Here is a 20,335-nt window from a genome sequence, read left to right on the forward strand (position 1 = left end):
TCGATCAGCCCCGGGTCAGCTTCTTGTAGGTGGCACGGTGCGGGCGCGCGGCGTCCGCACCGAGGCGCTCGATCTTGTTCTTCTCGTACGACTCGAAGTTGCCCTCGAACCAGAACCACTTCGAGTCACCCTCGTAGGCGAGGATGTGCGTGGCGACCCGGTCCAGGAACCAGCGGTCGTGGGAGACGACCACGGCCGCACCCGGGAACTCCAGCAGCGCGTTCTCGAGCGACGACAGCGTCTCGACGTCGAGGTCGTTGGTCGGCTCGTCGAGGAGCAGCAGGTTGCCGCCCTGCTTGAGGGTCAGCGCGAGGTTGAGGCGGTTGCGCTCACCACCGGAGAGGACACCGGCCGGCTTCTGCTGGTCCGGGCCCTTGAAGCCGAAGGCGGAGACGTACGCGCGGGAAGGCATCTCGACCTGCCCGACATTGATGTAGTCGAGCTCGTCCGACACGACGGCCCACAATGTCTTCTTCGGGTCGATGTTCTCGCGGCTCTGGTCGACGTACGAGATCTTGACGGTGTCGCCGACCTTGATCGTGCCGGCGTCCGGCGTCTCAAGTCCCTGGATCATCTTGAAGAGCGTGGTCTTACCGGCGCCGTTCGGGCCGATGACACCGACGATCCCGTTACGCGGCAGCGTGAAGGAGAGGTCGTCGATGAGGACCTTCTCGCCGAAGGCCTTGGAGAGGTTGTTGACCTCGACGACGATGGAGCCCAGGCGCGGGCCCGGCGGGATCTGGATCTCCTCGAAGTCCAGCTTCCGCATCTTGTCGGCCTCGGCGGCCATCTCCTCGTACCGGGCGAGACGCGCCTTGGACTTGGCCTGACGCCCCTTGGCGTTCGACCGCACCCACTCGAGCTCTTCCTTCAGACGCTTCGCACGCTTGGCGTCCTTCTGGCCCTCGATCTTGAGGCGGGAGGCCTTGTTGTCGAGGTACGTGGAGTAGTTGCCCTCGTAAGGAATGGCCCGACCGCGGTCGAGCTCGAGGATCCACTGGGCGACGTTGTCGAGGAAGTACCGGTCGTGGGTGACGGCGACGACGGTGCCCGCGTACTTCGCGAGGTGCTGCTCGAGCCACTGCACGGACTCGGCGTCCAGGTGGTTGGTGGGCTCGTCGAGCAGCAGCAGGTCGGGCGCCTCGATCAGCAGCTTGCACAGCGCGACGCGGCGGCGCTCACCACCGGAGAGGTTGGTGACCGGCCAGTCGCCGGGCGGGCAGCCCAGGGCATCCATGGCCTGCTCCAGCTGGGCGTCCAGGTCCCACGCATTGGCGTGGTCCAGGTCCTCCTGGAGCTTGCCCATCTCGTCCAGCAGCGCGTCCGAGTAGTCGGTCGCCATCAGCTCGGCGACCTCGTTGAAGCGCTTGAGCTTGCCCATGATCTCGGCGGCGCCGTCCTGGACGTTCTCAAGGACGGTCTTGGACTCGTCGAGCGGCGGCTCCTGCAGCAGCATGCCGACGCTGTAGCCCGGCGACAGGAACGCGTCACCGTTCGAGGGCTGCTCGAGACCAGCCATGATCTTCAGAACAGTGGACTTACCGGCACCGTTCGGACCGACCACACCGATCTTCGCACCCGGCAGGAAGCTCAAGGTGACGTCGTCGAGAATCACCTTGTCGCCGTGCGCCTTGCGCGTCTTGCGCATGGTGTAAATGAACTCAGCCAAGAGAAACCGTCCGGACGCTTGAAATCGGCAGTGGGCAGATACACCCCATCTTGCCTGACGGCCAGCCCTGGAAGGAAACGCGTATGGCCGGGGGCCTGTGACCTGCGGCTTCACCGCTGCCCGCCGTTGCTCGACGGTCACTGCCGGTCGCCGTTGAGTGCCCTCGGGCGCCCTCGGCCAGCCCAGGGACGGCCCAGCACGGCACGGGGTCTGAGGCTCGTAGCGATGTCAGTGCCGGTGGTCATGGTGCGACGACCACCGAGCGCGGCTCTTCGGGGAGGGGCCGTGGGAGCCAAGACGGGACTGCTCATCTGTACCGAAAGCGAGGCGCCGGGCCTGCTGCGAGAGGTGGAGACGGCAGACCTGCCACAGACGTCCGACATGATGCGGCGTCTTTACCCGGGCTGGGAGATCGAGCAGTGTGCAGGCTCGACACTCGGGGACGGCGTGTATCCCCCGAAAGGCACGGCCTACGCCGCAAGCTGGACGGGCGTGGAAATCGTCTGCGACCAGAGAGTGATGGTCGACTTCCCGTCACAGCTTCCCGAGCACCTCACGTCCGGGAAGCCTCATCCGTCACGCCCTCGCCCGCCTCGCTTCCGACGCCCAGTTGGCGGGCGAGGCGTTTCAGACCTCGGTAGGCGGCCGTGCGCACCGCCCCCGGGCGCTTGCCGAGGACGCGTGCGGCAGCGGGACCGTCCAGGCCGACGACGACCCGCAGGAGCACGGCCTCCGCCTGGTCCCGCGGCAGCCCGCGGACCAGTTCCAGGGCCCGCTCGGTAGAGAGGGACTCCAGAGCCTGTTCAGGGGTGCTGTCCGGGCCGGGCAGGTCCAGCACGTCCTGCTCGATCGCCCCCGGCCGGGGCCGCACCCGCCGGCGGCGCAACCCTGTGCCGGGCGATCGTCGCCGTCCAGCCAGGCGTCGGACGCCACGGGTCCTCTGGGTGAGCGTCGGTTCCATCGCGGCGCGCACGCGCGACGAGGATCCGAGGTCGGCCCCCGTGCACGTGTTCGAGCCGATCTCGTGGCCCTCGTCGAGGATCCGCCGCACAGGCTCCGGATGGTGTGCCGCCTGCGCACCGAACAGGAAAAAGGTCGCGTGCGCGTGATGCTTGCGCAGCAGGTCGAGGATGCGCGGGGTCCAGTAGGGGTCGGGGCCGCCGTCGAAGGTGAGCGCCACGGTGCGTGCGGGCACGGTGGAGGACTCGGCGTGGTCCCCGCTGATCCGGCGCAGGACCGGACCGCTCTCGTCCACGGCCCTGGGTACGGGCCTGGTGCAGGGGAGGCGCGACTTTGCGGCGTCGACCTCATAAATGGTCCAGCCCTCGAAGAGCAGGGCGGCGAAAACGACGGACAGGGTCAGGGCCAGCAGCCGCCAGTGACCGCGGGGCTCGCGGGAACGGGCGTGCCGACGTCGTGCCGAGCGACTCACACCACGCCCCCTGGAGTGACATCAATCACAGCTGAATCGAGGGCTGCCCTGCGGGAGTTGAGGGCGGCCGTGAGTGCTCCGAGTGCGATGCGGACAGGCGAGCCGGACTCGCACCCAAGACCGCGTGAACCGGCGAGGAGGCGTCGATCTGACGGCGCGTACAGCGGCGAGTGCGGTGGCACTCCACGTGCTCTTCACGGGGTCGTCGAAAGGGTCGGCACCCGATGAAGGGGCGTGCGTTATCTGCTGATTTGCCTTACGGCCGAGCTGTTGCATGGGCGGCGAGTGCAGCCATGGGCGAGGCCGCGGGTGTGTCCGAAACGGGCGGGCGGCCATCGTGCCACGGAAGGTGTGACGCTCGGCCCCGCCGGTGCGCTGCACCAGGTGGATATGGGGAAGTGGGCCCTCGTGCACCCTCCCCGGAAGGGGATCTCCTGGAGGTCGGGCCCCGTCTTCACCAACTGTTTTCGGCCATCCGGCCGGTGTACGGTGCCGGGGCACCCAAGTCGACAAAGGGAAGAACAGCCTTGTGACGTCGATCCAGCACAGCCGGGCGGGAAGACGGCAGGCCAGGCGTCGGATCCGGCCCCGGCGTTCACCCGCGGCCCCCCTGCTGGTGCTGGCCTGGACGGGTGCGGCCGCCGTCCTGTGGCTGTGGTGGCACAACACCCCCGCCGTCGCCGCGACCACCGCGGACCGGCTGGTGAACGCGGGCCGGATCACCGGGCTGCTCGCCGGTTACGCGATCGCTCTCGTGATCGCGCAGATGGCGCGCGTCCCGGCCCTCGAACGCCGGGTCGGATCCGACCGCGTGGTGCGCTGGCACGCGAGAAGCGGCCGCTACGCGCTGACCCTGACCCTCGCCCACGTCGTGCTGATCCTCTACGGCTACGCGCTGCAGGCGGACACCGGCATCGTGGCGCAGACGGTCTCCGTCGTCACCGATTACTCGGACATGATCGAAGCGGCCGTCGGCACGCTCCTGCTGCTCCTCGTCGGCTTCGTGTCCGCCGGTGCCGTACGGCGCCGTATGCGCTACGAGCTCTGGTACTACCTGCACCTGCTCACGTACGCGGCGGTCTACCTCGCCTTCTGGCACCAACTCGCCACGGGTAGTGAGTTCGTCGGCGACGCCACCGCCCGCGCGGGCTGGTACGCCCTGTATGTCACGGTCGGCGCCCTCCTGCTCTGATACCGCGTGCTCACCCCGGTGCGGCTCAACCTCCGGCACCGCATGCGGGTCGAGTCGGTCGTGCAGGAGGCGCCGGGGTGGTCTCCGTGCTGATCCAGGGCCGGCGGCTGCACCGGCTGGGCGCCGAGGCGGGTCAGTTCCTCCGCTGGCGGTTCCTCACCAAGGGGCTGCGGTGGAGCGCCAACCCGTACTCACTGTCGGCGCCGCCCCGCCCTGACCTGCTACGGATCACCGTCAAGGCCGTCGGCGGGCACAGCGCGGCGCTGGCCGGGCTGCGGCCTGGCACTCGAGTGTGGGCGGAAGGGCCGTACGGGGCGATGACGGCGGCCCGCCGCAGCCGTGGCAAGGTGCTGCTGCTCGCGGGCGGGGCGGGCATCACGCCACTCAGGGCGCTGTTCGAGACGCTCCCCGGCGCACCCGGAGACCTGACACTGCTCTACCGGGCCCGCACGGCCGAGGAGCTGGCGCTGCGGGACGAACTGGAGGAGATCGCGGACGAACGCGGGGCGCAGCTGCTGTACGCGGTCAACAGCCCGGACGGGCGACGACCCGCGATCACCGCGAAGATGCTGCGCAGGATCCTGCCGGACATCGCACGTCACGACGTGTACCTGTGCGGGCCGCCGGGACTGGCCGAGGAGTCGTACGCCGCCCTCCGTGAGGCGGGCGTTCCGCACCGCCGCATCCACCACGAGTCCTTCGAGTTCTGAGGAGATCACGTGAAGCGGTCTGTGACGCCCCGGACTTCTGATGCGCTGGAGCTCCTGTGAGGAAGAAGCATCCGTTCCGCCACGCGCTGCTGGCCGCCGCAGGCGCCGTCTCCGGCATCGTGCTGCTGCTGGCGCTCAAGCCGACCACGGACCCGGCACTGGCGAGGACCGACACCCCCACGCCCACCCTCACGGCGCAGACCTCCGCCGCCCTCTCCCCATCCCCGTCGGCGCCCTCGCGCACGCCGTCCGCGTCAACGTCGCCGTCGAAGACACCCAAGAAGAAGCGCACCTCCCCGAGCGCGTCGCCGTCGCACGCGGCGTCGGCCGCCCCCGCGAAGAGGAGCAGCGCCCCCTCCGCCCCGAAGACCACTTCGGCCGCACCCACCACCCGTACCGTCACCGGGCCCAGACGAAGTACGGTCCGGTCCAGGTGCGGATCACCCTCACGGGCAGCAAGATCACCAATGCAACCGCTGTCCAGTACCCCGACGAGACGGCGCGGAGCAAGGACATCAACTCCACGGCCGTACCCAAGCTCAACCAGGAGACCCTGGCGGCGCAGAGCGCGGCCATCGACACGGTGTCCGGCGCCACGTACACCAGCGCCGGCTACAAGCAGTCCCTGCAGAGCGCCCTGGACCAGGCCGGCGTCTGAATACATCGACCTGACGTAGGTGCTGTTCAGAAAGCTGACCTGGGTGAACGACTAGGCTGCGGCCTCTTCGGACTTGGCTGCTTTACCGTGATTCCCCGCTGTTCCCCGCTCGTTCTGTGCGCTTGTGGTGCACTCTGCCCCCGCATCAAGCCGCTCAACCGGTCGCCCATGGCTGCCTCGGCGGCTCACAGGTCCAACCGCGATGCGCTGTCGCCACGCCCGAGAAGGACGTGCTCCGCGCTCTCGTAATTGCCCGGTCACCGACTGTCGCCGCCACTGAGCCGTGGCCGCCCTCGCAGGGGCCGCCCCCCTTCCTCGGACATCGGCATTGATCGCTCGACAGCAGCAGATCAGGGACCTCCAGGAGCAGCCGCGGCGGCGCGGCAGCAAGGCCCGACCGGACCTCCCGCCCCAGCTGCGCACCATAAGTAGCCGCATGGCCACCCTTTGTCGACATCCGTCGCCACCTCGTGCGGAGTCGGCCGAAGGAGCACACTCTGGTACTAGGGGCTGGGGCCCGCCCCGGAGGTGATCGCAATGACAGAGACACAGCCACGGACCGCTGTCGGATGGCACATCGAGCTGGAATTCGAGGAGGACGACCACCGCACCCGTGCGGCCGCCCTCGTACGACTGCCGGATGGGAACGAAGTACGCGCCCACGGCTATGCCAGCCGCCATCCCTCCGATTCGAATCAGCCGAGGGTCGGCGAAGAGGTCGCGGGTGCGAGGGCGCTGAACGAGTTGGCGATGAAGCTGCTCACCAAGGCGCACGACGAGATCGACGCGGCGTCGGGCAGAACGTCGCACCCGCTGACCTGACCTGATCCGACCCCGTTCGACACGACCTGAAAAAGACCCGATCCGACCCTATCCGATCCGGCCCAACAGGGGCCGACCGAAGGCGTCGGCCGCCACCGGGGCGCTGCCCCGACGGTGGGCGGCGCCTCCGCCTGCGCACTCGACTTCACACAAGGGCCCTGGCGTGCGTACCGCCGAATCACGCGACCGGCCACGCCAGTTGCTCGACGACCACGGCCATCACGCCCGCCGTCCGGGAGCGGTCCACGCCGGCGCGCGACACGCCGGGGGAACCAACACGCGACACGCCGGGGGAACCAAGAAAAAACCCTCCCGTGGGGAGGGTGGGGAGAGGCGCCCCCGGCAGGAGCCACAAAACATGGCTGGTCGCGCAAATGGCGCTGACCTGCGCATTTACGCCACCCTGGCGGTCGAGGGGCGGTCCCGGCTGGTGCCGCTCCCGCCGCGGGCGTCTGGGCAGCTGCTGAACCCCCGCGCATGGTGACGAAGTCGACCGTCCCGGGCTGACGCCTTCGGTGAGTTCAGCTGACATGCCGGAAGGCCGAGACGCCGACGATGAGGTGTGTTGAGGGTTCGAAAGAGCGCTCGGTGGAGCCCAAGGGCTCCACCGAGGCGATTACTTGCGTTCGGGCTTCTTCTCTGCCGTCTTCGTCATCCAGGACTGACAGGCCCATCGGGCAAGCCCGGCCACGGCGAGGGACACGAGAATGGCGCCCCAGTCGACGACGTGCGGGAGTCCGGGAAAGAAGGCGAAGAAGGCGAGCGTGGCGACGAGGCCGACGAGGAACGCGGTGATCCCGGCCCGGCGTCGCCGTGTTTCCCACGCCTGGTCCGATTTCTGCCCCTCTTGCTGCTCGGTCATGAAACGACTCACTTCGTGATGTGGTGGCACTGACTCACGCGGCGCACTCCGTTGACGTGGAGGTGGGCGCACGCCTTGCCATAACGAGGCAGTGTCTGGGGAGAGTTGTTTCGCATCGGGTCGATCTTGCACTCGCTGTGCGTCCGGCCACGCGAGGTACGGTAGGTGCGGTTGTTGGTGTCGGCGTACGTGAAGTCGATGCGCCAGTTGCAGAAACCGCTGCTGAGTGCCCCGACGAAGGCGCAGTCGACGCCGGCGTTCTGGTACGTGATCTTCCTGCCGCTGCCTCGGATGATGTGCGTGAACATGCAGCCGGTCGGAACCTTCATCGTCACGCCGCCCACGCTGTACTCGAAGGTGCGCACGGGAGTCGACCCGATCGCGGTGGCGTGCGCACCCGTCGGCGCGGTGAGGACGAGGGCTCCTGCGGCGGTCAGAGCCGTGGCGAGGCGCGTGACGTAGTGGATGACCAAGGTGGTCCCCTTCTGTGATCTTCCGATGAGCACCTGGGACAACCGCATCCGCTGTCGGCCGGTTGCAGGATTCAGGCCGATTCACCGCCTTGAGTGATCAAGGAATAAGTGGGTTGACCAGAAGAAACGTTCACAGCGTGGTTCCGAGTTCCTAGCGGAGGGGACGGCCTCGACGGCTACCGAACCAACAAGCGTGGCGGGGGAGGATACCGGTCGGGGCTGACGCTTTTCCCTGGGTCTGGCGGGTACGACGGACAACTGGTGCGTCGACGAGATGGTGGGAGGTATGACGAATGCAGATCGTGCGCAGTCGGTCCCTTCTCCAGAGGGCGGCAGATGGGGACCCCCGCCCTCCGTTCATGTCCGGTACGTCGTCGTCGACGGGGCAGAGGGCGAGGAGCTGCGACGGCGCCAACTGAACGTGATCCGCGGCGTACTGGAATTCCTTGCGGATCAAGAACAAGGCGCCTATCGCCCCGGAGACAGCGAGGAGTGACGGCGGGGCGACCATGGGTGTTCAGCCTCTGGCAGGAGCCGCACAACCAGCGATCGTCAGCGGAGGCAGTAACGGTTCCGATGCGGCCCGGCGTCCCTGGGGGCTGGGTATGGGATCGCTCCGGAGCTCAGCCGCGCGGTGGTCCCGTGACGGGAGCCCGCAGGTAGGGGGTTCCGGCCGTGACGTCACGGTCACCGTGGCGGGCGTGGCGACGCTATCGTGGATGTACGGCGCGGTGGAGAGGAAGCGGCCATGACCTCGGCCTACGACTACAGTGATCTGCACGAGCTCATTGATCGCCTGGAGCCAGAGCAGGCGGAGGAACTGCGCCGCCACGCTCTGCGTCTGGTGAAGCCTGCGCCGAGCAGGTTCCGGATACTGCGGGCCTTCGATGGTCCGGCGACCGATCTCGGCGCCCGGGCGAGGGACATCGTGAGGGCGGAGATCGGCGAGGGCGATGCTGATCGTTGACTCCGGTCCGCTTGTCGCCTTCCTCAACCGCAACGATCCCGATCACGAACGCTGTGCAGAGCTCCTGGAGTCGTTCGACGGCGACCTGCTGGTCACACCGTACGTGCTGACCGAATGCTGCTATCTGGTGGGGAAATATCTCGGCGCCCAGGCTGAGATCAACCTGGTGGAGTCCGTCGTCGGTGGTGACCTGGTGCAGGCGTTCCCCGAAGAGCGGGACATGGCCCGGATTGCCGACCTCATGCACCGCTACCAGGGCTTTCCACTGGGCGTCGCGGATGCCTCGGTGATCGCTGTGGCGGAGCGGCTGAAGCTGACCAGCGTCGCGACGCTCGACCACCGGCATTTCCGGGCGATCGCGCCTGAACACGTTCCCGCGTTCACGCTCCTTCCCTGAGGGCGCCTGCCAGGGCTCTCCCGGCGTGCTGGCGGTGGGGTGTTATCGGAGGCCGTGGTGGTCGAGGCGGTGGATGAGGCCGGGGCGACGCCGGTAGTCCTCGCGCAGGCGGATGAGGCGCGACCGGAAGTCCGCGTCACGTCCAGTGTGGGCGTAGGCGTCGCGCAGTTCCGCGAGGAGGGTGACGGCCTGGTCGTAGGCGCTGGTCTTCTTGGTGCTGATGTGCGCCTCGATCCGTTGCCAGGCGGATTCGGCCTCGCTCGCGAGGGCGGTCAGGCACTGGGCGCGGGCGGTGGCCCGTTCGTGTTCGGCGCGCTGCCGACGTTCGGTGCTCAGGGTGTGTGCGGCATCCAGGATGTGGGCGGCGGATCGGCGCCCGGGGGCTGTGGCGGGGGCGGTGGTGCCGCGCAGGCGGTGAAGGAGGTCGGTGCGCAACCGGAGTTCGGGGCCGAGGACGAGCCGTAGCAGCAGGCCGTCCTTCTCCTGTTGTGGGAGGGCGGCGATCAGCGGGGCAAGTTCCTTCTTCGTGGGCCTGGCCGACTCGTTGGGTGCGGCGGGGCTGGCCTGAGCCGCGGCCGCGAGCAGATCAGCGTCGACGCGCAGGAAGTCCGCGAGCGCGCGCTGCGGGGCCGTGAGGTCGGCGAGCCCGGCGGGGACGGGTGGTTCGGGGCAGGTCTGGTACTCCTCTTCGTCGTCGTCCTCAAGTTCCCGGGCGGCGAGGGCGGAGAGCCAGGCGAGGTAGAGGGGGCGCAGGTCACCGGTGGCGAGTTCGTCGCGTACGCCGATGAGGGCGGCCAGGGAGTCGTCGGCTCCCTCGACCCAGTCGCCACTCTCGTCCTCGCTGGTCATTTCGAGCAGGAGGTGGGTGCGGGTGGTCCAGGCCTCGATGTGGTGGTCGAGGCAGTACGGCTTCACCGTGGGCAGGGCCAGGGTCTGCTTGGGCAGGCGGAACATCAGGCGGTGGGTGCCCCAGTTGGTGACGTACAGGTGGGCGTCGAAACAGCGCTCGACCATGCGGCGCGGATTCCCGCTCAGGTCACCCCAGTTGTAGGTGTTGGTGAAGCTGGTGGCGGTGATCCGGGCCCGGGAGGAGATGGCCCGCAGTTGCTCCTGCTCCTCGTCGCTGAGCGGCCGGTCGAGGGCCTGGAACTCGTAGTACTGGTACTCGCTCACATGGCGGACTCTATCGCCGCCGCTGATGGGCGCGGACGGGGAGCGGGCAAGGCGGCCGGAGCCACCCGGCGTTGTATTCAGGCGCCGTAGAGTTAGCCGATGCGAGCGGTACCGGGGAGGAGCGGGCTGTGGCAGCGGTGTGGACGGAGCGGCCGATGGAGCACGATGCGAGAGCGGAACTCGCGGCCGTGCTGCAGCTGGCCACGGCGGGCAGGATGCGGTGCAGCGACAAGACGAAGCGCCCTTCCGCGGCCACGATCCGAGCGCTGAGCGAGGTCCTCACCGGCGGTGACTTCTACGAGGGCGAGGCGGTCAGGGCCTTCGCCTGGCCGCTGCTGCTCCAGGCCGGAGGTCTCGCCGAACTGTCCGGCGGCCGCATGGAGTTGACGGCGCGTGGCCGCAAGGCGCTGGCCGAGCCCGCCCACGAGACGATCCGGCACCTGTGGCGGCGCTGGCTGAGCCACGGGGTACTGGACGAGTTCAGCCGCATCGAGGCGGTCAAAGGGCAGCGTGCGGCGAACGTCCCCAGCGCGACCGGTCCGCGCCGCAAGGCGGTGGGTGCGGCGCTCGCCGAATGCTGTCCGCCCGGGGAATGGCTGACGGTGGACGAGCTGTTCAAGGCGATGCGTGCAACGGGCCATGACCCGTACCTGGTCCGCTCCGAGCGGGCGCTGTGGAAGCTGTACCTGGAGGATGCGCAGTACGGCAGCCTCGGCTACGACGGACACCACGACTGGCCGGTGCTGCAGGGCCGCTACGCCCTGAGCGTGCTGTTCGAGTACGCGGCCACCCTCGGTCTCGTCAACATCCAGTACATAGACCCGGAGGGGGCCCGGGACGACTTCCGCCGCATGTGGGGTGCCGACTGGTTGGAGCGGCTCAGCCGGTACGACGGGTTGCTCGCCGTCCGGTTGAACCCGCTCGGGGCGTACGTGACGGGGCGCGCAGACGAATACCGGCCAATCCCGGGGCCCGCCGTCAAAGGGCGGAGCCCGGTCAGGGTCCTGCCGAACTTCGACGTCGTAGCACTCGACGGCCTGGCCCCCGCCGAGGCGCTGCTGCTCGACGCGTTCGCCACCCGGTCCGCCGACCGTGTCTGGACGCTGTCCACCGCCTCCCTGCTGAAAGCCCTCCACGCAGGCCGCGGCCTGGAGGAGCTGCGCCGCTTCCTGGTTGAGAACAGCGAAGGAGAGGAACTGCCGCAGACCGTTACGGCTTTGCTGGCCGACGCCGCCTCCCGCACTGAGAGGGTACGGAATCTGGGTACGTGCCACCTGCTGGAGTGCGTGGACGAGGCGCAAGCCGTGATGATCGCGAAGGACCGTAGGGCGGGCGCGCTGTGTTCCTGGGTCGGTCGGAAACACCTCATGGTGGCCCCCGGCGACCTGCCGGCCTTCCGAGACGCGTTGCTGAAACTCGGTTACCTACTGCCCGCTCGGCTCTGAGCGGGATGTTCATGCCCAGGGTGCGGCCCGGGGAGCGTGGGCATGTGCTCGGAGTGCGGTGAGGGCGGCGGCGCGGCCGGTGGGGGTGAGGGAGATGGTGGAGCGGCGGCGATCGCGGTACGCCAGGAAACCGAGGGCCTCGCCGGGACGCAGCCACTGCCACAGGAAGTGGCGGGTGTCGTCGGGGCGTGGCGCGGTGCCGTCGGGGTGGGTGAACGCCTCGGCGGCCAGGGTGTGCACGGCACCGGTGAGGTCGTCAAGCGTGAGCTCCCCGGCGAGCAGGGCCGCCGCGGCGGCTTCGGCGAGCTCGGCTCGGACACCGTCGCCGAACCACGCGCGGGCCGCGGTGACCTGCAGCAGCGCCGGGTCGGCGAGGTGTTGCCGACCGCGGGCGGTCAGGGCGAGCTTGCGGTGCCGCTTGGCGAGCAGCCGCGCCGCGCGGGCCAGTTCGTGCAGTTCGACGAGGCGGGTGACGTCGTACTCGGTTCGTGGCACCGTGCCGGGCAGATACCAGTCGTAGCGTTCGGCGGCCTCGACGACCAGGGCGCGCGGCAGGTAGCCGGCCTGGGTCAGTGTCACCCCGTCGCCGACCGACTCCAGCAGCCAGCGCAGGGGTTCGGCCGTGTCGGCGGGCACCTCGGGCGCCACGCTCAGCAGGTCCGTTACGGTGCCGCGCAGACGGCGCCGGGCGGCGGGCGGGGCCTCGGCCCAGGTGCGGCGGCGCTCGCTGTGGACGGCGTCCAGCGGGGTACGGCCGTCGTGCATGGAGTGCGGGGTGGTGAGCCAGCGCTCTACGTGCTTGATGCGCACGGTGGTGTAGCCGCGGGCGCCGGGCACCAGTGTGCCGTCGTCGAGTGCTTGCTGTAGCAGCCGGGAGGCGTTGCTGCGGGCGACGGCCTCGTCGAAGCCCATCACCGGCCCCCAGGTGAGCAGGTCGGTGTCCGGCGGGGTCACCGGGGAGGCGTCCACGGCCCGCTGATAGGTGGCCCGCCCCTGATCAGGCGAGTGTTGCCATGCGTCGAGGATCTCGCGGGTGGCCTCCGAGGTGCAGACGGCCGCGGCCCGGGGCTGGTCGGCGTCCTGGAGGAACTCGGCCAAGGCGGTGAGGATGTGCGGGTATTCGGCGGGCTCCGCCATCCACTTGACCGGCAGTTCGTACCAGCATAACCGCTCCACGTCCTCCTGGGTGAGCGAGCCGGCCGGGCCGCCGTCCGGCAGCAGCCAGCCGAGCAGCCGGTCCCGAACATCCCCTCCGTCGCCTGCACGCGTCATGCGTGTCCTTCCCCGTCGAGTTCCTGGCCAAGTTCGATGGCCCGGCGCCGTACCCAGTCCTGTTGGAACCCCGGCCGGTGCGCCGCCCGGAGCACGGCGCGGGCGGTCGCGACATCATCCTGCCGCAGGGCGCAGGAGACCATGGCGTCCAGTGGTTGCCAGTCCTCCGAGCCCAGCACGGTCGCGGTGGCGGTGAACCGGTCCACCGCCCCGGCCGCGACCTGGGCGTAGGCGCGAAGGCCCACGATCTCACGGGCGCGGAAGTCCCAGCGGGCCGAGGCGTACTCGCTGTGCAGTGCGGAGGCCAGGGCCTCCACCAGGTCCAGATCGCCCTGGACCCCGGCGTACGCGAACAACTCGGCCTCTTGCCGGTACGTCCCGCCGAAATCGCCGACCTCACCGAGGAGTTCAAGGAAGTCCTGCCAGAACACGTCGGCGGGCAGCGCCGTCTGCCGCCAGGGGGCGGAAGCGTACTCGGTCACCGTCCGGCGCAGCCACTCGCCCAGTGTGCCGCACGAGTCGTCGCGCACCCGCAGCGCCCGCACCCCGCACGTCAACGCGGCCCGCCGGACGGCCAGTAGCCTCGCTGCGTCCCCGCCTGCTTCCCCCACCTGGGCGACTGTGGCTTCGGCCAGGGCCTCTGCCACCGCCATCGTCGCCCACTGGCCGTGATGCCGATCCAGATCCACAATCCCGGCGAATGCTTCGTACGGACGCTGCGGCGACACTGGGAAGCGCGGCCACGCCCCGGTCAGAGCCCGCGCGGACAGCCGCCGACTCGGAGTCCACCGCATGGGCGCCGTCTTCGCGCGCCCCTCCAGCGCCTGCTTCCACACCTTGGAACGGGCCCGGGCGACGACCTTCGGATCACGCGCCGCGCCTCCGGCCAGCTCGGCCGCACCGAGCCCGTCCGCCGTAAGACGCTCCCGTAGATCCAGCAGATGGCTCCACAACGGTTCCAGATACGCCCCGCGCATGACCTCGCCCGACCGCTCCCGCGTCAGGCGAACATCGAAGGCGTCCCAGTCGCCGCCGCAGTCCACCACGCACGCCACGGCGAACCACACGTCCCAGTACGACCATTCACCAGACGGTGCCGGAAGAGGCCACGGCTCCGGGCCGAACGTCGGCGGCCGGCGCCTGCTTGCGGCCTTGTCCGCTGTGCTCACCAGCGCATTGTCGCACCGGAGACGATGGCGCTCGCAGCGCGCCTCGGCGTAGCCTCGCGGGCATGACCGAGGCATGGACCGGCCACGTGCTGAAGGCGCTCCGCGCCGCCTGCCACACCGCGGACGGCCCGTCCCTGCTCGCCCTGCTGCGTACGCATGACCCCGTCGGCGTGCTGCAGCAGTGCGGAGACGCACTCTCCGCAGCCGTCTTTCGGGGTGTGCCCGGCGCCCGGGAGACGGCGATCGCGTGCACGTCCACCCTGCGCGAACGGGGCTGGCCCGGCGACGCGGTCCTCGCCGAACAGCTCGGCACGGCGGGTGGCGGTGCCGTCTGCGTACTGCGGCCGCTGCCGGTCGATCTGGAGGAACTCTCCGGTCTGCTCGAAGGCGACCCGGCCTGGGGCGGTGGCCGCATCGACCTGGACACCGGCGAGTGCCGACCCGCCCTCGCGGACACCGAGGAGTCATGGGACGAGGACAAACCGGAAGGCACCGAGCGGTGGCTCCATGTCCCGTGCGCCGGATCACGCGACGCCTACCGCGACATGGAGGACTTCATCACCACCCTCGACGACCAGGACCTCGCCCGGTTCCTCGGCATCGCGATCCAGGGCCCGGGAGCGTTCCGCCGCTTCAAGGACATGCTGGCCACCTCACCGGCACAGCTGCAGCGATACTGGCTGTTCTCCGCGGAACGGCAGTATGGCCGGGCCCGGGCCTGGCTCGCCGATCAGGGCTACCGGCCGATGCCACCAGGCGGACACTGACCCGCGCGCCGTCATGGTCCCCAATGCCGGTACGCCTCGATCCACTCAGCCCCCTCGGGCGCCGGATCCGGCAACGGAAGGTCGAGAACGCCGATCGCCTGCCGGTGCCTGCCTCGCGTACAGACCGCCACGATCTGGCTGCCGGGCAGCAGGTCCACCTTCTTCACGGTGACCTCGATCCCGAGAACGACCGTCTTGAACGGGACAGCCAGATGCTCTGCGAGCATCGTGTAGAGGCCGGTGAGCTGCTCCTCGGCGTCGTAGGCGTCCACGGTGGCCTGCTCGACCAGCTCATCGAGTTCCGCGTCACTCAACTCCCCGTCCACAGGGAACACGGTACCGGCGGAGCCCGCAGCTCTCTTCCCTCGGTCGACTGTCGGCCGCTCCGCCCTGAGCCACGACGGTCGTTCCTCCCGCGCTGAGGGCCGACGTGCCGCCTGGTGGCTCGTACCGACTCCCGAGCACCAACCGCGGATTGACGCCGAGAGGGTCGCCGACTGCGCGGAGTAGTGCTGATCAGGGGCAGGCTGTCCGTTCTCGTCGCCTGTCGATGGCCGCTGAGCCGCATGGTCCTCGACGGAGGACCAGCCATGTTTTGGGCGCCCTCGTAGGGCTCGAACCTGTGGCTGGCCGCTCACATTTCGAGCCATGGATGAGGGGCCGTGACCTGCGCTTTTCTTCGGCCTGGACGGGATTCCGCCGACTCGGCTCCTCCTCGGTTCCCCAGGGGCGCACAACCACGAACGTCGCTGACGGACAAAAAACGGCGCTGCCCTGCAACGATGCCCAGGCAGGACTGACCGCAGGTTGGCGCCCCCGGCGGGAGCCGCAAAACATGGCTGGTCACGCGCAGGGCGCTGACCTGCACATTTGTGCCACGGTGCGGGTTGAAGGGCGTGCCCGCGTGGTTCCGGTCGGCGATGCGCAATGAGTGATCTTCCGGGAGAGGTCGGAGAGCGTGTGGCTCGCCGTGCCCCTGTGGTCCCGTCGGACGGGGAGTTGCCCGGGTCAACTGGTTGCCTTCAGGGTGCTCCGTGCCTTGGGGTCACAGATGGGCGATGTAGTGGAAGTTGTCCGTGCCACAGGTTCGTTCGAGCTGTTGGACGATGGCCCGGGGGTTGTCCCGGGGGCCGGAGACGTAGAACGGCTTGCCGTCCTTGCCGTACCTGATCTCCGGCAGTCCGTCGGGGGGTGTGCCCAGGTGTGCGGCGGCCTCTTCGAATCCGGAAGCGGGGGCGAATCCCAGGTCGTGCGCGTAGGCGATCGCGCCGTGGACGATGGCCTGGGCCTGCTCCACACCGATGCTCAGCGGCGGATGGTCGAAGGCGGAGTAGTAGGTGCGGGCGTACGCCGGAAATGATCCGGCGCCCATGATCTCCGGTCCGGTGAGGTTCTTGACGCCCAGGCAGTACACGTCCACCAGGAAGCCGCACACCGTGACCTTGCTGCCCCGTTCCTGCCGGGCCAGCAGGATCTGCGCGAACCCGCCTGTGCCGAGTTCCGTCCGGTCGCGGACGGGGTCGGCCGCGGCTCAGTCAGGGGCGCCGGTCATGTCGAGCCCGGCGCTCCAGCCAGCGTTGACGTATGCGGCCACCACCGCGCGTTCGGCGGGGGCGACTCCGGCCTGCTGGGCCTCGGCGACCTTCCGCACCAGGATGGTGGCTTGCGCCGGGCGGATTCCCAGAGTTTTGGCGATCTGCTTCGGTCCGCTGCCCCGCTCACGCATCTCCCGTACCCGGGTGAGCAGTTCCTCTTCGCTCATGGTCCTATTGTGCCCCGCTGCCTCATCCGGTCGGGCCGGCCGCAGAGCCCGACCGTGCTCCCCAGGGTGTCAGTATGTGCCGTGCGTTTTCCTCAGCCAGGCCAGATCGGCGGCGGCCTTGGCGCGTGTGTTCGCGGCGTCGGTGAAGAGCCTGTCGGTCTTGGTCAGCACCAGGGTGTACGGGCGTCCCTGGCGGCGGGTGTGGTGCCGTACCGGGAGTTCCGCCGTGTCGATCCCGGTGTGGATGTGGCGGCGGCCGTCCTTGGCCAGCGGCCACTCGTGGACCTGTCGCGTCCGCGAGGCGAGGAACGCACCCAACTGTTCGCAGAGGTCGCATCCGCACCCGGTCCATGCGATCGACCAGTCGCCGTCGGCGCGTGGCGGTGCTGCGGCGATCGGGCGGAGACGCCACGCGCAGTCGCGGGCGAGCTGGCCGAGTCCCGGCGTCGACCGCGTGTGGGCCAGACGCAGCGTCGGCATCAGACACTCCAGGACGGTGTCCTCGTACGCGCGCACGTCCATCGTGATCGTTGTACGGAGGGTGGGGTCGGCCAGGTCGAGGAGTCGCGCCAGGGGCACGCTCAGGGTCTTCAGCCCCGGGCGGCGGACGTCGCCGCGGGTGAGGGAGGCCCATGTGCGGAGCTCGCCGGCCAGCCGTCGCCAGGTCTCGGCCGTCAGGAGGCGTGCCAGGTAGGGGCTGCCGCTGGTGTACAGCGCGCCGTGCAGCTCGGGCAGGGTGGTGTCGGCCCATTCGGCCAGGCTGTCGTGGATGTGGTGGTGCCGGGGCTCGAACCATCCGGTGACGATGCCTTGTGCCCAGTCCTCGCCGTACCGCCCGGCCGCCGCGGCCAGGCCGCCGGTGTGCTCACGTGTGAGCAGCCCGGTGTGGAACGGCCGCAGCAGCATCGCGGCCGTCTCGGCCGAGTTCACGGCCTGTGCCGCGTCCAGGGCCGCGGTGAGCAGGCCCGCATCGGGTTTCAGCCGCTCCCAGAACGGTGCGAGGGACTGTGCCGCGCCGCGGGCGCCGGGCAGGTCTCCCGCCTCGGCGCGGGAGCGGATCTCGCGCAGGGCCCATCCGGACCCGGCCTCGGCCCGTGCCGCGAACGCGCGCTCGCGTGGCCACACGACGATGGCGGCCCGCCGGTACCAACGGTCCAGCGTGTTGCCGTAGTTGCCCATGTAGCCCTCGTACTCGGACTGGTAGGGCGTCAAGCTCGCGTTCGGGGTGGCGGCGCACACCTCGTAGTCGCGTACGTACAGCGAGACGGCCTCGCCGCCGGTGCCGTCCGGGCCGGTCCACCAGTCGAGGGTGACCTAGTCGTCGATCAGGTCCTGGAGCTGGTAGTCCTCAGCGGCCTCCGCCGCGGCGTCGAGACGGCCGTCCTCGTCGTCTTCCTCGTCCTCATAGCCGTAGTAGTCGTTCCACGGATCGTCGCCGTCGGGCAGGGCCTCCCAGGTCTCCTTCACCTCGGCGAGCGCGAGGACGCTCTCGCATCCGGCCCGCTCCGCCGCGGCGCGCAGCAGCGCGGCACGCTCCGCGTCCGCGCCCTTGAGGCGGCCCCAGCCCAGACCCCGCTGGGTGTACTCGTGGTCGAGGAGGAAGACCAGCCGGTTCGGCGGTGCGAGATCGCGACTTCCGTAGCGCGGGGCGGCGGGCCTGCTGAAGTGCTCGGTGAGGCAGCGCGCCGGCTCGGCGGCGGGGCCGGTGTCCACGGTCGGGGGCGCGGCGTTGGCGAGCAGGTTGAAGGTGAGCGTGTGACGGTATCCGGACCTGACCGGGGTCACCTGGTGGCGGCAGTCGGCGTAGAACGCCACAAGGGTCAGCTCGTCCTTCGAGGCCCGGTAGGTGACGCTCTTCCCGGCGTGCTCGACGATCAGCTCCCCGCCGGTGTGTGCCGAGGGCAGGGACACCACCAGGGTGCCCACCATCGCGTCGTCCTTCTCCGAGTCCTGGTGAGGAAGGAAGAACTGTCCCTTGCCGTAGATCAGCATCGAGTGCGGTTCGGCCCGCAGTCTGGCCCCGTACGGAAGCCCGAGCTCGGCGCGGAAGTGCTCCAGCGCTCCGTCGAGCAGAGCCGCCCAGCCCGGACCGTTCAGCACGAACTGGTCCGGCGTCAGCTCCCAGGTGTCCCTCACGCTCGTGTCGGACAGCGTCCTCTCGCCCCGTCCGAACTTCGCCGGCCGTGCCACCGCGACCAGCTTCCTGGCCAGGGACGCACGCAAGGGGAGCCGCACCGGTCCGACACCGGACACCTCGAGCCCGATCACGTCGGCCGGTGCCGACAGCCGGGCGCTGAACGATCCGACGGGCCCGGCGCCGCCGAGGAGTCGCGCCAGCTGTTCCCGTGCGGTCTTCGCCATGCTCGCTCGCCCTGTTCTTCTCGAGATCTGGGAGAGTCCCGACCCTATCCGGGGCGGCGGGGCAGGTCTGAGGAATCGGTAGGTTCTGTACACGGAGGGAAGGCCGGTCGCCGGAGCCCGCTGACCGCACGCCGGCCCCCTGAACGCCCTCACTTGCCGTCAGTCGGCCAGGAAGTGCTCTGCGCGCAGGACGAGTACGACGTCGTCGCGATAGTCCTCCTGGTACCAGACCATCACGTTTCCGTCTCCGTGACTCAGGACACCGGATACGGATTCCTGGATGTCGAAGGGATGGCCGATGCGGCGGACGCCGACCGCGTCGGTGATGCGCTGTGCGAGGGTCTCGACGTCTTCACGCTGGTCCTTGGTGAGACCCCCGACGACGTACTCGGCGCCTGAGAGGTATTCCCACGTCCAGTCGCTCACGCGGCGGTCGCCCCTGCCTCGGCGAGGATGCGGCCGAGCTCCGCGGCGGCGGCGCGGCGCTCGGAGCGATCGGCGGACTCGGCCGCGATCTTCTCCAGTTCGCGGAAGCGTGCGGCGCGGGCGGGCCAGCGGGTGACGGCGACCCAGGTCCACCAGTGCTCGGTGAAATGGCGTGCGGGCAGGATGCTGTACTCGTCGCGGGCCTGCCCCATCACGGTTTCCCAATGGGCGTCGAACTTCGTGACGGCGGTGGCATCGAGCCGCCCGACGGCGACGCGGAGTGCGGCAGGGGTCTTCTCCGGCATCGGGATGAGCGGCCCCGACGGGGCAAGGGGTGAAGCGGTCATGGCGGGGCTCCTGAGGGGGAGAGAGGGGGTCAGGCTGCGGCCGGCGTCACGGACACGGAGATGGTGATCCACCCTTCGGCCACCGCCACCATCAGACGGTCGGCGACCGGGGAGAGGCTGGTGTGTCCCTCGGCCCGGGCGCGCGCTTCGGCCTGCTTCCACAGGGCGGGGTCGATGCTGACGCTGACCTGCTGCCGATCGGCCCCCGGGGAGGTGGCTTGCATGAGATCCGGAGGGATCCGGCCCGTGACGTAAGCGTCGAGGAGGCTTTCGAACGCGCGGGCCGCGGACAGGCCGGACGCGTGCGCCCGGGCTCCGAACGACTTCCACGTCGCAGCGCCCACGTAGGGCCGCCGGTAGGACCGGGGCGAGGTGCCGACCATGAGATCCACTCCTGATGCGTGCGGTGGCGTCACCGCGAGCGTAGGGCA

At 69.6% G+C, this 20,335-nt stretch carries 20 protein-coding genes and 4 pseudogenes; 8 read left to right on the top strand and 16 right to left on the bottom strand.

The annotated features are described in order from the left end of the window. Positions 1-4: 4 nt before the first annotated feature. On the bottom strand, positions 5-1,669 hold the full coding sequence (gene ettA / locus OG390_RS18385; RefSeq protein WP_406169259.1) for an energy-dependent translational throttle protein EttA: 1,665 nt from the start codon (positions 1,667-1,669) through the stop codon (positions 5-7). Positions 1,670-1,912: 243 nt separating this feature from the next. Here ettA and OG390_RS18390 point away from each other — a divergent pair. Further along, positions 1,913-2,170 (top strand): annotated as a pseudogene (locus tag OG390_RS18390) (DUF6928 family protein); the annotation flags it as partial. 52 nt (positions 2,171-2,222) lie between these two features. On the opposite strand, the pseudogene OG390_RS18395 reads toward OG390_RS18390, so the two are convergent. Then, positions 2,223-2,586 (bottom strand): annotated as a pseudogene (locus OG390_RS18395) (sigma factor-like helix-turn-helix DNA-binding protein); the annotation flags it as partial. A 56-nt stretch (positions 2,587-2,642) separates the two neighbouring features. Continuing rightward, positions 2,643-3,101: pseudogene (locus tag OG390_RS18400) on the bottom strand (polysaccharide deacetylase family protein); the annotation flags it as partial. 529 nt (positions 3,102-3,630) lie between these two features. Here OG390_RS18400 and OG390_RS18405 point away from each other — a divergent pair. The 3 genes and pseudogenes from OG390_RS18405 to OG390_RS18415 all read left to right on the top strand — a co-directional run bounded on the left by OG390_RS18405 (position 3,631) and on the right by OG390_RS18415 (position 6,483). Next, a pseudogene (locus OG390_RS18405) lies at positions 3,631-5,003 on the top strand (ferric reductase-like transmembrane domain-containing protein). 433 nt (positions 5,004-5,436) lie between these two features. Next, on the top strand, positions 5,437-5,661 hold the full coding sequence (locus OG390_RS18410) for an FMN-binding protein (RefSeq protein WP_406169261.1): 225 nt from the start codon (positions 5,437-5,439) through the stop codon (positions 5,659-5,661). 537 nt (positions 5,662-6,198) lie between these two features. Next, on the top strand, positions 6,199-6,483 hold the full coding sequence (locus tag OG390_RS18415) for a DUF1876 domain-containing protein (protein WP_399074857.1): 285 nt from the start codon (positions 6,199-6,201) through the stop codon (positions 6,481-6,483). Between the two features lie 616 nt (positions 6,484-7,099). Here OG390_RS18415 and OG390_RS18420 read toward each other — a convergent pair. Both OG390_RS18420 and OG390_RS18425 read right to left on the bottom strand, forming a co-directional pair. Next, the gene (locus OG390_RS18420; RefSeq protein WP_406169263.1) at positions 7,100-7,345 is read right to left on the bottom strand and encodes a hypothetical protein; all 246 of its coding nucleotides are present in this window, start codon (positions 7,343-7,345) and stop codon (positions 7,100-7,102) included. An 8-nt stretch (positions 7,346-7,353) separates the two neighbouring features. Continuing rightward, on the bottom strand, positions 7,354-7,812 hold the full coding sequence (locus tag OG390_RS18425) for a hypothetical protein (RefSeq protein WP_406177727.1): 459 nt from the start codon (positions 7,810-7,812) through the stop codon (positions 7,354-7,356). Between the two features lie 754 nt (positions 7,813-8,566). On the opposite strand from OG390_RS18425, the gene OG390_RS18430 reads away from it, so the two are divergent. Together OG390_RS18430 and OG390_RS18435 are read left to right on the top strand one after the other, a co-directional pair. Continuing rightward, positions 8,567-8,785: a hypothetical protein gene (locus OG390_RS18430; protein WP_406169265.1), complete on the top strand. Its 219-nt coding sequence runs from the start codon at positions 8,567-8,569 to the stop codon at positions 8,783-8,785. Then, positions 8,772-9,182 (top strand): type II toxin-antitoxin system VapC family toxin, encoded by a 411-nt coding sequence (locus OG390_RS18435; RefSeq protein WP_406169267.1) that lies wholly within the window; start codon positions 8,772-8,774, stop codon positions 9,180-9,182. The genes OG390_RS18430 and OG390_RS18435 overlap by 14 nt, the downstream gene beginning before the upstream one ends. A gap of 42 nt (positions 9,183-9,224) precedes the next feature. Here the strand turns inward: OG390_RS18435 and OG390_RS18440 are convergent, their stop codons facing one another. After that, positions 9,225-10,355 carry a hypothetical protein gene (locus OG390_RS18440; RefSeq protein WP_406169269.1) on the bottom strand — a complete coding sequence of 377 codons (1,131 nt, stop codon included), beginning with the start codon at positions 10,353-10,355 and terminating at the stop codon, positions 9,225-9,227. A gap of 155 nt (positions 10,356-10,510) precedes the next feature. Here OG390_RS18440 and OG390_RS18445 point away from each other — a divergent pair, with 155 nt between their 5' ends. Beyond that, positions 10,511-11,800: a helicase-associated domain-containing protein gene (locus OG390_RS18445; protein WP_406169271.1), complete on the top strand. Its 1,290-nt coding sequence runs from the start codon at positions 10,511-10,513 to the stop codon at positions 11,798-11,800. A 9-nt stretch (positions 11,801-11,809) separates the two neighbouring features. Here OG390_RS18445 and OG390_RS18450 read toward each other — a convergent pair whose 3' ends face one another. Next, positions 11,810-13,072: a hypothetical protein gene (locus OG390_RS18450; RefSeq protein ID WP_406169273.1), complete on the bottom strand. Its 1,263-nt coding sequence runs from the start codon at positions 13,070-13,072 to the stop codon at positions 11,810-11,812. Continuing rightward, positions 13,069-14,241, bottom strand: coding sequence for a hypothetical protein (locus tag OG390_RS18455; RefSeq protein WP_406169274.1), 1,173 nt, complete (start codon positions 14,239-14,241; stop codon positions 13,069-13,071). Before OG390_RS18455 ends, OG390_RS18450 begins: the two co-directional genes overlap by 4 nt. 62 nt (positions 14,242-14,303) lie before the next feature. Here OG390_RS18455 and OG390_RS18460 point away from each other — a divergent pair, with 62 nt between their 5' ends. Beyond that, complete coding sequence (locus tag OG390_RS18460) at positions 14,304-15,008, top strand: UPF0158 family protein (protein ID WP_406169276.1); 705 nt, start codon at positions 14,304-14,306, stop codon at positions 15,006-15,008. An 11-nt stretch (positions 15,009-15,019) separates the two neighbouring features. Here OG390_RS18460 and OG390_RS18465 read toward each other — a convergent pair whose 3' ends face one another. From OG390_RS18465 to OG390_RS18500, 8 genes are all read right to left on the bottom strand, one after another. Continuing rightward, positions 15,020-15,334, bottom strand: coding sequence for a calcium-binding protein (locus tag OG390_RS18465; RefSeq protein WP_406169278.1), 315 nt, complete (start codon positions 15,332-15,334; stop codon positions 15,020-15,022). A 719-nt stretch (positions 15,335-16,053) separates the two neighbouring features. Further along, positions 16,054-16,443, bottom strand: a complete 390-nt coding sequence (locus tag OG390_RS18470; RefSeq protein ID WP_406169280.1) for a hypothetical protein — start codon at positions 16,441-16,443, stop codon at positions 16,054-16,056. Between the two features lie 96 nt (positions 16,444-16,539). Beyond that, positions 16,540-16,770, bottom strand: coding sequence for a hypothetical protein (locus tag OG390_RS18475; protein WP_406169282.1), 231 nt, complete (start codon positions 16,768-16,770; stop codon positions 16,540-16,542). 69 nt (positions 16,771-16,839) lie between these two features. Beyond that, positions 16,840-17,982: a hypothetical protein gene (locus OG390_RS18480; RefSeq protein WP_406169284.1), complete on the bottom strand. Its 1,143-nt coding sequence runs from the start codon at positions 17,980-17,982 to the stop codon at positions 16,840-16,842. A 102-nt stretch (positions 17,983-18,084) separates the two neighbouring features. Beyond that, the gene (locus tag OG390_RS18485) at positions 18,085-19,131 is read right to left on the bottom strand and encodes a 2OG-Fe(II) oxygenase (protein ID WP_406169286.1); all 1,047 of its coding nucleotides are present in this window, start codon (positions 19,129-19,131) and stop codon (positions 18,085-18,087) included. Positions 19,132-19,290: 159 nt separating this feature from the next. After that, positions 19,291-19,557: a hypothetical protein gene (locus OG390_RS18490; RefSeq protein WP_406169288.1), complete on the bottom strand. Its 267-nt coding sequence runs from the start codon at positions 19,555-19,557 to the stop codon at positions 19,291-19,293. Next, entirely contained in the window at positions 19,554-19,904 is a 351-nt protein-coding gene (locus tag OG390_RS18495; RefSeq protein ID WP_406169290.1) for a DUF6247 family protein, read from the bottom strand. The genes OG390_RS18490 and OG390_RS18495 overlap by 4 nt, the downstream gene beginning before the upstream one ends. 29 nt (positions 19,905-19,933) lie before the next feature. Beyond that, positions 19,934-20,287 carry a hypothetical protein gene (locus OG390_RS18500; protein WP_406169292.1) on the bottom strand — a complete coding sequence of 118 codons (354 nt, stop codon included), beginning with the start codon at positions 20,285-20,287 and terminating at the stop codon, positions 19,934-19,936. Positions 20,288-20,335 lie beyond the last annotated feature (48 nt).

Source organism: Streptomyces sp. NBC_00996 (genome assembly GCF_045162675.1).
In the GTDB taxonomy this organism is placed as follows: domain Bacteria; phylum Actinomycetota; class Actinomycetes; order Streptomycetales; family Streptomycetaceae; genus Streptomyces.

Excerpts from the sequence above, each read along its gene's own strand:
- OG390_RS18415 (WP_399074857.1), top strand. The coding sequence starts at position 6,199 with ATGACAGAGACACAGCCACGGACCGCTGTCGGATGGCACATCGAGCTG.
- OG390_RS18420 (WP_406169263.1), bottom strand. The coding sequence starts at position 7,345 with ATGACCGAGCAGCAAGAGGGGCAGAAATCGGACCAGGCGTGGGAAACA.
- OG390_RS18430 (WP_406169265.1), top strand. The coding sequence starts at position 8,567 with ATGACCTCGGCCTACGACTACAGTGATCTGCACGAGCTCATTGATCGC.
- OG390_RS18435 (WP_406169267.1), top strand. The coding sequence starts at position 8,772 with ATGCTGATCGTTGACTCCGGTCCGCTTGTCGCCTTCCTCAACCGCAAC.
- OG390_RS18445 (WP_406169271.1), top strand. The coding sequence starts at position 10,511 with ATGGAGCACGATGCGAGAGCGGAACTCGCGGCCGTGCTGCAGCTGGCC.
- OG390_RS18450 (WP_406169273.1), bottom strand. The coding sequence starts at position 13,072 with ATGACGCGTGCAGGCGACGGAGGGGATGTTCGGGACCGGCTGCTCGGC.
- OG390_RS18460 (WP_406169276.1), top strand. The coding sequence starts at position 14,304 with ATGACCGAGGCATGGACCGGCCACGTGCTGAAGGCGCTCCGCGCCGCC.
- OG390_RS18475 (WP_406169282.1), bottom strand. The coding sequence starts at position 16,770 with ATGAGCGAAGAGGAACTGCTCACCCGGGTACGGGAGATGCGTGAGCGG.
- OG390_RS18485 (WP_406169286.1), bottom strand. The coding sequence starts at position 19,131 with ATGGCGAAGACCGCACGGGAACAGCTGGCGCGACTCCTCGGCGGCGCC.
- OG390_RS18495 (WP_406169290.1), bottom strand. The coding sequence starts at position 19,904 with ATGACCGCTTCACCCCTTGCCCCGTCGGGGCCGCTCATCCCGATGCCG.
- OG390_RS18500 (WP_406169292.1), bottom strand. The coding sequence starts at position 20,287 with ATGGTCGGCACCTCGCCCCGGTCCTACCGGCGGCCCTACGTGGGCGCT.